Raw genomic sequence first — 12,524 nt, forward strand, 5'->3', positions numbered from 1 at the left:
GGCCTGTGTTCCAGGTACCGCAACGGGTCTGGATAATTACTTGCCCGACTTGACCTTGGTCCAGCTACGGGTCATCAGACGCTGCACCTTGGGCGGCAACTCTGAGTTCACGAACATCTTGTCCAGCACTTCCTGCGGTGGGTAAACCGCAGCGTCAGTCCTCACGGCCTGGTCCATCAGGTCGCCAGCCTTGGGGTTCGGGTTGGCGTAACCGACGTAATCACTGACCTGGGCGATAACCTCAGGTTTCAGCAAATAGTTGATGAAGGCGTGCGCCTCTTTCACGTTCTTGGCGTCCTTGGGGATCGCCAGCACGTCGAACCAGAGGTTGCCGCCTTCCTTGGGAATGGCGTAGGCCAGGTTCACGCCCTTCTTCGCTTCCTCAGCGCGGGCCTTGGCCTGGAACACATCACCCGAAAAACCTGCCGCGACGCAGATGTCGCCGTTGGCCAGGTCGGTGATGTACTTGGACGAGTGGAAGTAGGTCACGTACGGGCGTACCGCCAGCAACTTCTGCTCGGCCTTTGCATAGTCCTTGGGGTCGGTGCTGTTGGGGTTGAGGCCCATGTAGTTGAGCACCGCCGGGAGCATTTCGTCCGCCGAGTCGAGGAAGGCCACACCGCACTTGGAGAGCTTCTTCATGTTCTCGGGTTCGAACAGCACGGCCCACGAGTCGATGGTGTCCACGCCCAGCGCGGCCTTGACCTTGTCGACGTTGTAACCGATGCCGTTGGTGCCCCACAGGTAAGGCACGGCGTACTGGTTGCCCGGGTCGTTCTTTTCCAGGCGCTTCATCAGCGCCGGGTCCAGGTTGGAATAATTGGGCAGCAGGCTCTTGTCGAGCTTCTGGAACGCGCCCGCCTTGATCTGCTTGCCGAGGAAATGGTTGGACGGCACCACCACGTCATAGCCGGTGTTGCCGGCCAGCAGTTTGCCTTCCAGGGTTTCGTTGGAATCGAACACGTCCTGCACGGGTTTGATGCCCGTTGCTTTCTCGAAGTCCGCGAGGGTGTTCGGGCCGATATAGTCCGACCAGTTGTAGAAGTGCACCGTAGGCGCCGCTTGGACGCTGCATGCCAGCGTCAGGCCCGCTCCAGCCATCAAGGCCTTGCGTAATACAGAAATAGACAAGTGGGTGGTCCTCACAATCAGTGCCTTGGTGACGGCGTACTTATTGGGTACAAGCGCTGCCGCACACGCAAAACCGGCGCGCAACTTACCTGCGCAGCTTCGATGCCGCAATCATCAATTGCCATTCACTGGCTCTGGGCCGGAAAACCCCGGCCCAGAGGTCACGCATCGGGGTTACTTGCCCGATTTGATCTTGGTCCAGCTACGGGTGATGTCACGCTGGACCTTGGCTTCAGGTGCAGCGATGGCATACAGCTGTTTCTTCACTTCAGCCGGTGGATAGATGCTTGGATCGCTGGTGATTGCCTTGTCCACGAACTGGGTGGCAGCGGCGTTGCCATTCGGGAAGCGCACAGCGTTGGTGATTTCGGCCATGACTTCCGGCTGCAGCAGGAAGTTCATGAACTGGTAGGCGGCGTCTTTATGCTCGGCATCTTTCGGGATGGCGACCATGTCGTAGAAGGTGCCGGCACCTTCTTTGGGAATCACGTAGTCCACCTTGACCTTGTCGCCGGCTTCGTGGGCACGGGCCTTGGACTGCTCCAGGTCACCCGAATAGCCGACAGCCACGCAAATGTTGCCGTTGGCCATGTCGCCAATGTACTTGGACGAGTGGAAGTAGGTGATCGAAGGACGGATCTTGAGGAACAGATCTTCGGCGGCCTTCAGGTCTTCCTTGCTGGTGCTGTTGGTCGGCTTGCCCAGGTAATGCAGTGCGGCCGGGATCATCTCGGTCGGGGCATCCAGGAAGCTCACGCCGCAGCTCTTGAGCTTGGCGATGTTCTCAGGCTTGAACACCACGTCCCACGAATCGATCTTGTCCACGCCCAGCGCGGCCTTGACCTTCTCCGGGTTGTAGCCGATGCCGATCGAGCCCCACATGTACGGGAAGGCGTGCTTGTTGCCCGGGTCGCTGGCATCGCCAACGGCCTTGAGCAGGTCTTCGTCGAGGTTCTTCCAGTTGGTCAGCTTGGAGCGGTCCAGCTCCTCGTAGACGCCAGCCTTGATCTGCTTGGCCAGGAAGTTGTTGGACGGCACGACGATGTCGTAGCCCGACTTGCCGGCCAGCAGCTTGGCTTCCAGGGTTTCGTTGCTGTCGAAGACGTCGTACTTGACCTTGATACCGGTCTGCTTCTCGAACTTGGCGATGGTGTCCGGAGCGATGTAGTCCGACCAGTTGTAGACGTTCAACACTTTGTCTTCAGCCTGAACAGCGGTAGCCATGGCACCCATCAGGGCGGCGGCCAGCAACGTCTTGCCCATTTTATTCATGCGTAATGCTCCAGAATTTTTATTTAGCAACTGTCCAGAAGCCAGGACCCATGGTGCAGAGCGCGCGGCCACTGAAACAGCCGCTAGTCTGGCAAGTTACAAGGCTCTGTTTCAAGGAAAGCAGGGCCTTGTAACGACTTAATGTCACATCGCTAGCCTAGCAAACGCTTATCGAATCGCCTCAAGGGTCAAATCGAGGCATTTGCGCGCCTTTTCCACCAATTCATCCACTTCGGCATGGCTGATCACCAGCGGCGGCGCGATGATCATGGTGTCGCCCACCGCGCGCATGATCAGGCCGTTTTCAAAGCAGAAGTTGCGGCACACCATGCCCACGCCCTTGCCTTCGTAACGGCTGCGGGTGGCCTTGTCCTTGACCAGCTCGATCGCGCCGAGCATGCCCAGGCCGCGCACCTCGCCCACCAGCGGATGGTCCTGCAGCTCGCGCAGACGTTTTTGCAAGTAGGGTGCCACTTCCGTGCGTGCCTTCTCGACAATCTTCTCGTCGCGCAGGATGCGCAGGTTCTCCAGCCCCACCGCGGCCGCCACCGGGTGGCCGGAATAGGTGAAGCCGTGGTTGAAGTCGCCACCTTCGCTGATCACCTTGGCCACCTTGTCACGCACGATCACACCACCCATGGGGATGTAACCGGAGGTCAGGCCTTTGGCGATGGTCATCAGGTCGGGCTTGAGGTCGTAGTAGTCGGAGCCGAACCACTCGCCTGTGCGCCCGAAGCCACAGATCACTTCGTCGGCGACGAAGAGGATGTCGTACTTGGCCAGGATCTCCTTGACCTTCGGCCAGTAGGTTTCCGGCGGAATGATGACCCCGCCGGCCCCCTGGATCGGCTCGGCGATAAAGGCGGCGACGTTGTCTTCGCCGACTTCCAGGATCTTTTTCTCAAGCTGTTCGGCAGCCCACACGCCGAAATCGTCAGGGCTCATGTCGCCGCCCTCACCGAACCAGTACGGCTGAGGAATGTGCACGATGCCCGGGATCGGCAGCCCACCTTGCTCGTGCATGCCGCTCATGCCGCCCAGGCACGCACCGGCGAAGGTGGAGCCGTGGTAGCCGTTGATGCGGCTGATGATGGTCTGCTTGTGCGGCTTGCCCTTCAGCGCCCAGTAGTGGCGAACCATGCGCAGCACGGTGTCGTTGCCTTCGGAGCCGGAGCCGGTGAAGAACACATGGGTCATGCCCTCGGGCGCCACCTCGGTGATCGCCTTGGCCAGTTCCAGGGCGGGCGGGTGAGCGGTCTGGAAGAACAGGTTGTAGTACGGCAGCTCGCGCATCTGCTTTTCTGCCGCCTGCACCAGTTCTTCACGGCCATAGCCGACCGCCACGCACCACAGGCCGGCCATGCCGTCGAGGATCTTGTGCCCCTCGCTGTCCCACAAATGCACACCCTGCGCCTTGGTGATGATGCGCGGCCCCTTCTCCTTCAACTGCTTGTAGTCAGAGAAGGGTGCAAGGTGGTGCTCGCCGCTCAGGTTTTGCCATTCACGGGTTTGCGGGTTGTTGACGCTCATGTGCCTCTCCATTTTCCGGCGGCCGCACCAGCGGCCTCAGGGTTGATCAGACAGCGAACAGCAGGAATTCACGTTCCCAGGAGCTGATGACGCGCTTGAAGTTCTCGTGCTCGGCGCGCTTGGTGGCGACGTAGCCGGTGATGAACTTCTTGCCCAGGTACTGCACCAGCGCACGGCTGATTTCCATGCGCTCGAGGGCGTCCTCGATGGTCAGCGGCAGGCGCAGGTTGCGGCGTTCGTAGCCACGGCCCTGGACCGGCGCGCTGGCTTCGATGCCCTCGACCATGCCGATATAGCCGCACAGCAGGCTGGCGGCGATGGCCAGGTAAGGGTTGGCATCGGCGCCCGGCAGGCGGTTCTCGACACGGCGGTTCTGCGGGCCGGCATCCGGTACGCGCAGGCCGACGGTGCGGTTTTCCTCGCCCCACTCGACGTTCACCGGCGCCGAGGTGTCGGGCAGGAAGCGGCGGAACGAGTTGACGTTGGGGGCGAACAGCGGCAGCGCTTCGGGGATGAACTTCTGCAGGCCACCGATGTGGTGCAGGAACAGCTCGCTCATGCTGCCGTCTTCGTTGCTGAAGATGTTCTTGCCGGTGGCCACGTCGACTACGCTCTGGTGCAGGTGCATGGCGCTGCCCGGCTCGCCGGTCATCGGCTTGGCCATGAAGGTGGCGGCCACGTTGTGCTTGAGCGCGGCCTCGCGCATGGTGCGTTTGAACACCAGGATCTGGTCGGCCAGGTGCAGGGCGTCGCCGTGACGGAAGTTGATTTCCATCTGCGCCGTGCCGTCTTCGTGGATCAGCGTGTCGAGGTCCAGGCGCTGCAGTTCACACCAGTCGTAGACGTCTTCGAACAGCGGGTCGAACTCGTTGGCGGCCTCGATCGAGAACGACTGGCGGCCGGTTTCCGGGCGGCCAGAGCGGCCGACCGGCGGCTGCAGCGGGAAGTCCGGGTCTTCGCTGCGCTTGGTGAGGTAGAACTCCATCTCCGGCGCGACGATCGGCTGCCAACCCTTGTCGGCGTAGAGTTTGAGCACTTTCTTCAGCACGTTGCGCGGCGACAGTTCGACCGGGTTGCCCTTCTTGTCGTAGGTGTCGTGGATCACCTGGGCGGTCGGCTCGATGGCCCATGGCACCAGGAACACGGCGTCCTGGTCGGGGCGGCAGATCATGTCGATGTCGGCCGGGTCGAGCAGGTCGTAATAGATGTCATCGTCGACATAGTCGCCGGTCACGGTCTGCAGCAGCACGCTCTCGGGCAGGCGCATGCCTTTTTCGGCGATGAATTTGTTGGTCGGCGAGATCTTGCCGCGGGTGATGCCGGTCAGGTCGCTGATCAGGCATTCGACTTCGGTGATCTTGTGCTCTTTCAACCAATCGGTGAGCTGGTCGAGGTTGTTACTCATAAATACCTCAGGAGGTAAGGTGGTCCGCGCCCTGATTCTGGATGGAGTAGATTGCTAAAGCAAAAACCCACGCGCAGGCGCACTGTGGATACACTGAAACCAAGCGTGTCCGTAGTGGCATCAAAGGGCAGGAATACGAGAAGAGCAACGAAAAAGCGTTACGAGGTGTGGTCCAGGTGCGCAAAGCGTCAATTATTGCGGCCATGCAGGCCACAGCTCGACTGATGCGTGCGGGAACGGCAGGGATACCCGACTGCACTGCGCAGGCAGCGCGTTCAGGTCGCGACAAGCGGACCATGTGACCCTCGTATTATTGTGTTCTGGGTTGAGTCCGAGCTTAGCCTTGTTAATTTTTTTACACAACACCTCCGTAAAAAATAAAACACGGCATGTCGGAGATAGCCCTTTGCGAGGGAAATAGCGGATAATGGCACGCCCCGATATGCAGCAAATCTGCCGTCGATGTGCCATTTCAGGGCATCATGGGGTTGGCTTGACATCAGTTTGTCTTTTCGATTGACTGGTCCTGCAAGCCCCCCTTGATTGATATTTTTAACAACAAAGGTGTTGCATCATGTCGGTACCCCCGCGTGCCGTTCAGCTTAACGAAGCGAACGCGTTCCTTAAGGAACATCCTGAGGTTCTCTACGTTGACCTTCTGATTGCAGATATGAATGGTGTGGTGCGTGGCAAGCGCATTGAGCGCACCAGCCTCCACAAGGTTTACGAGAAAGGCATCAACCTGCCTGCCTCCCTCTTCGCCCTGGACATCAACGGTTCCACCGTCGAAAGCACTGGGCTGGGCCTGGATATCGGCGATGCTGACCGCATCTGCTATCCAATCCCCGACACGCTCTGTAATGAGCCATGGCAAAAGCGCCCGACCGCGCAGCTGCTGATGACCATGCACGAACTGGAAGGCGAGCCGTTCTTCGCCGACCCGCGCGAAGTGCTGCGTCAGGTGGTGAGCAAGTTCACCGAAATGGGCCTGACCATCTGCGCCGCGTTCGAGCTGGAGTTCTACCTGATCGACCAGGAGAACGTGAACGGCCGTCCGCAGCCGCCACGCTCGCCTATCTCGGGCAAGCGCCCACAATCGACCCAGGTGTACCTGATCGACGACCTCGACGAATATGCCGACTGCCTGCAGGACATCCTCGAAGGCGCGAAAGAGCAAGGCATCCCGGCTGACGCCATCGTCAAGGAAAGCGCCCCGGCGCAGTTCGAAGTCAACCTGCACCACGTTGCCGACCCGCTCAAGGCCTGCGACTACGCGGTGCTGCTCAAGCGGTTGATCAAGAACATCGCCTACGACCATGAAATGGACACCACCTTCATGGCCAAGCCCTACCCGGGCCAGGCAGGCAACGGCCTGCATGTACACATCTCCGTGCTGGACAAAGATGGCAACAACATCTTCACCAGCGAGGATCCCGAGCAGAACGCCGCGCTACGTCACGCTGTCGGCGGTGTGCTCGAGACCCTGCCTGCGTCCATGGCGTTCCTCTGCCCGAACGTCAACTCGTACCGCCGCTTTGGCGCGCAGTTCTACGTACCGAACGCGCCGAGCTGGGGCCTGGACAACCGTACCGTGGCCCTGCGCGTGCCAACCGGCTCTGCAGATGCCGTGCGTATCGAGCACCGCGTTGCCGGCGCCGACGCCAACCCGTACCTGATGATGGCTGCCGTGCTGGCAGGCGTGCACCACGGCCTGACCAACAAGATCGAGCCAGGCACGCCAATTGAAGGCAACTCGTACGAGCAGCTGGAGCAAAGCCTGCCGAACAACCTGCGCGATGCCCTGCGCGAGCTGGACGACAGCGAGATCCTGAACAAGTACATCGATCCGAAGTACATCGACATCTTCGTCGCGTGCAAGGAGAGCGAGCTGGAGGAGTTCGAGCACTCGATCTCCGACCTCGAGTACAACTGGTACCTGCATACCGTGTAAACGAAAACGCCGCCCACAAGGGCGGCGTTTTTCATTCGGGACCGCGCCGCCTGCTTCGCGGGCTTGCCCGCTCTCACAGGTACATCACAGGCTCAAGCATTGTGAGTATCCTGTGGGAGCGGGCGCGCCCGCGAAGAGGCCGCTGCAGGTTTACAGCGATTTCTCGAAAATCTTCGAATTGCGCTGGTAGTTGTACAGCGAAGCCCGCGCCGCCGGCAGCCGCTCGACGCCGCTAGGCGCAAACCCGCGCTCCCGGAACCAGTGCGCCGTGCGCGTGGTAAGCACGAACAAGGTATTCAACCCCATCTGCCGCGCCCGCCCCTCGATCCGCTCCAGCAGCTCATCCCCGCGCCCGCCGTGGCGGTATTCCGGGTTCACCGCCAGGCACGCCAATTCACCCGCCTGCGAATCGGCAATCGGGTACAGCGCCGCGCAGGCAATGATCATCCCCTCACGCTCGACCACGCTGAACTGCTCGATCTCGCGCTCCAGCACCTCGCGCGAACGACGCACCAGAATGCCCTGCTCTTCCAGCGGGCTGATCAGCTCCAGCAAGCCACCGACATCCTCGATGGTTGCCTCGCGCACCACCTCGAACTGCTCCTGCGACACCAGCGTACCGCCACCTTCGCGGGTGAACAGTTCGGTCAGCAGCGCACCGTCTTCGGCATAACTGACGATATGACTACGCGCCACACCGCCTTTGCAGGCCTCGGCAGCGGCATCCAGCAGCTCGGCCTGATAATCGCTGCCCAGGCGCGCCAGGTGCGGGGCGATCTGTTGCGGGCGCAGTTCACGCACCAGCTTGCCGCTTTCATCCAGCAGGCCAGGCTCGGCACCGAACAGCAGCAGCTTGTCGGCACCCAGTTCGATGGCCGCACGGGTGGCGACGTCTTCGCAGGCCAGGTTGAAGATTTCACCAGTGGGCGAGTAGCCCAGCGGCGACAGCAGCACGATGGAGCGCTCGTCGAGCAGGCGGCTGATGCCCTTGCGATCGACCCGGCGCACTTCGCCGGTGTGGTGGTAGTCCACCCCTTCCAGCACGCCGATCGGCCGTGCGGTGACCAGGTTGCCGGAAGCCACACGCAGGCGCGAACCCTGCATCGGCGAGGCGGCGATGTCCATCGACAGGCGCGCCTCGATGGCCAGGCGCAGGGCGCCGACGGCATCGATCACGCAGTCCAGGGTGGCGGCATCGGTGATGCGCATGCCCCGGTGGTAGTGCGGCGTCAGGCCGCGATCAGCCAGGCGGCTTTCGATCTGTGGGCGCGAACCATGCACCAGCACCAGGCGCACCCCCAGGCTGTGCAGCAGCACCAGGTCGTGGACGATATTGCCGAAATTCGGGTGTTCAACCCCATCGCCGGGGAGCATGACCACGAAGGTGCAGTCGCGATGGGCATTGATGTACGGGGAGGCATGACGTAGCCAGTTGACGTATTCGGGCATGACGGGGCCTGTGGATAAAGTGGACGGAGAACGGTGAATCACACGGCGTTCAGGATCATCGTCGGAACAGGCTTGCGGTCACGCGCGGTCTCCTCTAGGCAAGAACGAATCAACAGGGTGGACGTTTAATTCAGGCAGTAGTGCCGGATCAGGTCACGCAATAGACGCACGGTAGGCTCGATTCGTGACATTTCAAGGTATTCGCCAGGCTGGTGGGCGCAGGCGATGTCGCCGGGGCCCAGCACGATGGTCTGGCAACCCAGCTGCTGAAGATAAGGCGCTTCGGTACCGAACGCCACCGCTTCGGCGCGATGGCCGGTAAGGCGCTCGGCCACTTGCACCAGCTCGGCATCGGCAGCCTGCTCGAAGGGCGGCACCTCTGGGAACAGCGGTGCGTAGTCGATCCGCACCTCATGGCGCTCGGCTACCGGCTGCAGCTTGCCGCGAATGGCAGCGCGCAACTGTTCGACGTCCATGCCGGGCAGCGGGCGCAGGTCGAACTCCAGCGCGCACTGGCCACAGATGCGATTGGGGTTGTCACCACCATGGATGCAGCCGAAGTTCATGGTGGGCGTGGGCACGGTAAATTGCGGGTTGCGGAAGGTTGCCTGCCACTGCCGGCGCAGGCCCATCAGCTCACCCATCACCTCGTGCATGGCCTCCATCGCGCTGTGGCCCAGGCTCGGGTCGGACGAATGGCCGCTGCGCCCGAGGATGTCGATGCGGTCCATGAGGATGCCCTTGTGCATGCGGATTGGCCGCAGGCCCGTGGGCTCGCCGATCACCGCCGCGCGGCCGAGCGGCTGGCCGGCGGCAGCCAGGGCGCGGGCGCCGGACATGGAGCTTTCTTCGTCGCAGGTGGCGAGGATCAGCAACGGCTGCTTGAAATCATGCTCAAGCAGCGGAATCACTGCTTCGATGATCAAGGCGAAAAAGCCTTTCATGTCGCAGCTGCCCAGGCCGACCCAACGGCCATCGGCTTCGGTCAGCTTGAGCGGGTCGCTGGCCCACAGTTGTTCGTCGTAGGGCACGGTGTCGCTGTGGCCGGCCAGCACCAGGCCACCGGGGCCGCTGCCGCGGCTGGCCAGCAGGTTGAACTTGCCGGGGCTGACCTGGCGGATGTCGCAGCTGAAACCCAGATCGCCCAGCCAGCCGGCCAGCAGGTCGATGACCTGGCGGTTGGACTGGTCCAATGCTGGCTGGGTGCAACTGACCGAGGGCGCGGCGATCAAGGCGGCAAACTGGTCTTTCAGCGTTGGCAACGGCATGCGCGTACTCCTCGGAAGCGTTGCCCATCATAGGGCCATCCGGCGCAAGGAATAAACCGTTGCCGGCCCAGTCCTGTAGACTGCACGGCAAACACGCCCTCCTTCGAGCCTGCGATGCACAAAGAAACCGAACTCAAGCTCCGCGCCAGTCGCGAGACCCTGGCTGCCCTGCGCGAGCACCCCCTGCTGAAAAAGCGCAACAAGTCCGGCTGGCAGACCCGCGAGCTGCTCAACCAGTACTTTGACACGCCTGCGCGCGAGCTCTCCGCCGCCCGTGTCGCCCTGCGCCTGCGCCGTGACGGCGACCAGGTCATCCAGACCCTGAAGTGCCGCGGCCAGAGCGTCGCCGGGCTGTCCGAGCGCAACGAATACGAATGGCACCTGGACAAGGTCAAGCTCGACCTGAAAAAGCTCGACGCCACCTGCTGGCCCGAGCAACTGGCCGAACTGGACAAGAAAACCATCAAGCCGCTGTTCACCACCGACTTCACCCGCGAGTTCGCCGAAATCGCCTGGGGCCGTGGCAAGAGCAAGGTGGTGATCGAGGCCGCGCTGGACCAGGGCTTCGTGATCGCCGGCAAGCAAAAGGAAGCGATCTGCGAGCTCGAACTGGAGCTGCGCGAAGGCGCCCCTGAAGCGCTGCTGGAACTGGCTGCCGAGCTGGCCGCCAGCCTGCCGCTGATGCCATGCGACATCAGCAAGGCCGAACGCGGCTACCGCCTGCTGGAGCCGGACAGCTACGAGCTGGGCCTGCCAAGCACCGAGCTGGACGCCGAAATGGCCGTGGACGACGCCTTCAGCGCCCTCGCCTGGCAACTGCTGGGCAGCAGCCAGCGCCTGGCCGAGCAATACCGCCACAATGGCCACTGGCGCTTGCTGCAGGACTGGGTGCAATGCCTGGCCGAACTGCGCGCACTGGTTGCCAGCCTGGGCCAGGCCGCGCCACGCGCGACCACCCGCGAGCTGCGCGCCAGCCTGGACGCGCTGCTGGAAGACTGGCGCCCGCTGGTGCAGGCCGGCAATGACGACGAAGACATCCGCCGTGCCGCGCCGGAGCAGTTCATCGAAGAGCTTGAAGACGTGCGCTGGGGCCAGTTCTCCCTGGAAACCTCGCGCTGGCTGCTGGCTCGCGCCTGGACCGTGGAACGCAAGGGCCGTGGCGAGCGCCAGGGCAAGGCGCAGCTGGCCAGCTGGCTGGCGCACCTGCTGGGTGAGGAAGGCCGCTCGCTGAAGCTGCCGCTGTACACCCAGCGCCCGGAAGACCTGGCCGAACAGCTGCCGCGTATCGAACAGCTGCTGGCCTGGCTGCACCATGCCCGCCAGGTCCTCGAAGCGCCACAGATGGACCGCCTGTACGGCGACCTGAAGAAGCTGCATGAACTGGCGGAACTGCCGTTGGGCGAAGCGCCTGGCGAACTGCTGGAAGCACGTATCGAGCAAGCTCGGGCGGTGGATCAGAGCCGGGGCTGGAAGCACCTGCTCAAGGCTTGATAACGCGTCTGCTTCTTCGCGGGCAAGCCCGCTCCCACAGATGACAACAGGCCTGAGGCCTGTGGAAGGTCATGTGGGAGCGGGCTTGCCCGCGAATGGCTCTACCTCGACAGTGGCAGGCTGGTGGTGGATTTGATCTCAGACAGCGCCACAATCGAGTTCACTTCCTGAATCCCCGGCACGTTCGAGAGTTTTTCGAAGAAGAAGCGCTCATAAGCCTCAATATCCGAGGTGACGATGCGCAGCAGAAAGTCCACCGCCCCCATCAGCACATAGCACTCCAGCACTTCCGGAAAGCCGCGGATCGCCTCGGTGAATTCGGTGAAGTTGGAACGGCCGTGGGCGTTGAGTTTCACCTCGGCGAAGATCTGCGTGTTCAGGCCGACCTTCTTGCGGTCCAACAGGGTCACCTGCCCACGAATCACCCCTTCCTCTTTCAGCCGCTGGATCCTGCGCCAGCAGGGCGATTGTGACAGCCCCACACGCTCGGCGATCTGCGCACTGGACAGCGACGCGTCCTCTTGCAGCAGCTCGAGAATGCGCCGGTCATAGGCATCCAGTTCGCCTTGCATGAATAATTCTCCAAAGTTCGCTTATCCGAATTGAATAATCTGTAGTACCAGGAATTCAATGGAATCATAGCGAAAAAATACCCGCTTCAACGTGCAAGAATTTCTCCCACATTCGCGGAGACCCAGCATGAACGCACTCGAACGCCCCTTGCCCCGCAGCGATGCCTGGGCCGCCAGCGCCAGCCACAGCACCGTGCGCTATCACCTGCAGGCCGAAGCCGAGCCGGACACCCTGTGCCGGGTGCTCAACCTGTTTGCCCTGCAGTTCCTCACGCCGCATAGCGTACAGGTCAGCCAGCAGGAAGACTGGCTCGATATCGAGGTCGGTATCGGCGGCTTGAGCTGGCACCGGGCGCAAGTGATTGCGCAAAAACTGCGCAATCTGGTGTGTGTCGGGGAAGTGAGCCTGGAAAACCTGGCGCGCCTGGAACTGGCGGTGGGCTGAAGCCTGGGGC

10 protein-coding genes are annotated in these 12,524 nt (G+C 62.0%); 3 read left to right on the forward strand and 7 right to left on the reverse strand.

Translation table 11 applies throughout. The features are described 5' to 3' along the window. Window positions 1-36: 36 nt before the first annotated feature. From CAF78_RS14750 to CAF78_RS14765, 4 genes are all read right to left on the reverse strand, one after another. Window positions 37-1,131, reverse strand: a complete 1,095-nt coding sequence (locus CAF78_RS14750) for a polyamine ABC transporter substrate-binding protein (RefSeq protein ID WP_085676383.1) — start codon at window positions 1,129-1,131, stop codon at window positions 37-39. 174 nt (window positions 1,132-1,305) lie between these two features. Further along, window positions 1,306-2,403 carry a polyamine ABC transporter substrate-binding protein gene (locus CAF78_RS14755; protein WP_085676384.1) on the reverse strand — a complete coding sequence of 366 codons (1,098 nt, stop codon included), beginning with the start codon at window positions 2,401-2,403 and terminating at the stop codon, window positions 1,306-1,308. A 168-nt stretch (window positions 2,404-2,571) separates the two neighbouring features. After that, the gene (locus CAF78_RS14760; protein ID WP_085676385.1) at window positions 2,572-3,933 is read right to left on the reverse strand and encodes an aspartate aminotransferase family protein; all 1,362 of its coding nucleotides are present in this window, start codon (window positions 3,931-3,933) and stop codon (window positions 2,572-2,574) included. 46 nt (window positions 3,934-3,979) lie between these two features. Further along, entirely contained in the window at window positions 3,980-5,338 is a 1,359-nt protein-coding gene (locus CAF78_RS14765; RefSeq protein WP_027920892.1) for a glutamine synthetase family protein, read from the reverse strand. A gap of 574 nt (window positions 5,339-5,912) precedes the next feature. Here CAF78_RS14765 and CAF78_RS14775 point away from each other — a divergent pair. Then, window positions 5,913-7,289 (forward strand): glutamine synthetase family protein, encoded by a 1,377-nt coding sequence (locus tag CAF78_RS14775; RefSeq protein ID WP_085676386.1) that lies wholly within the window; start codon window positions 5,913-5,915, stop codon window positions 7,287-7,289. Window positions 7,290-7,439: 150 nt separating this feature from the next. On the opposite strand, the gene argA is transcribed toward CAF78_RS14775, so the two are convergent. Together argA and argE are read right to left on the reverse strand one after the other, a co-directional pair. Further along, window positions 7,440-8,738 (reverse strand): amino-acid N-acetyltransferase, encoded by a 1,299-nt coding sequence (gene argA, locus CAF78_RS14780; RefSeq protein WP_085676387.1) that lies wholly within the window; start codon window positions 8,736-8,738, stop codon window positions 7,440-7,442. Between the two features lie 125 nt (window positions 8,739-8,863). Then, entirely contained in the window at window positions 8,864-10,006 is a 1,143-nt protein-coding gene (gene argE / locus CAF78_RS14785; RefSeq protein WP_085676388.1) for an acetylornithine deacetylase, read from the reverse strand. A 114-nt stretch (window positions 10,007-10,120) separates the two neighbouring features. Between argE and CAF78_RS14790 the strand changes: the two genes are divergently transcribed. Further along, the gene (locus tag CAF78_RS14790) at window positions 10,121-11,497 is read left to right on the forward strand and encodes an inorganic triphosphatase (protein WP_085676389.1); all 1,377 of its coding nucleotides are present in this window, start codon (window positions 10,121-10,123) and stop codon (window positions 11,495-11,497) included. A gap of 101 nt (window positions 11,498-11,598) precedes the next feature. On the opposite strand, the gene CAF78_RS14795 is transcribed toward CAF78_RS14790, so the two are convergent. Next, window positions 11,599-12,069, reverse strand: a complete 471-nt coding sequence (locus CAF78_RS14795; protein ID WP_079230134.1) for an Lrp/AsnC family transcriptional regulator — start codon at window positions 12,067-12,069, stop codon at window positions 11,599-11,601. 127 nt (window positions 12,070-12,196) lie between these two features. Between CAF78_RS14795 and CAF78_RS14800 the strand changes: the two genes are divergently transcribed. Beyond that, entirely contained in the window at window positions 12,197-12,514 is a 318-nt protein-coding gene (locus CAF78_RS14800) for a hypothetical protein (protein ID WP_085676390.1), read from the forward strand. Window positions 12,515-12,524: the final 10 nt, after the last annotated feature.

It is taken from the genome of Pseudomonas sp. R28(2017) (assembly GCF_002112505.1).
Taxonomy (GTDB): Bacteria; Pseudomonadota; Gammaproteobacteria; order Pseudomonadales; family Pseudomonadaceae; genus Aquipseudomonas.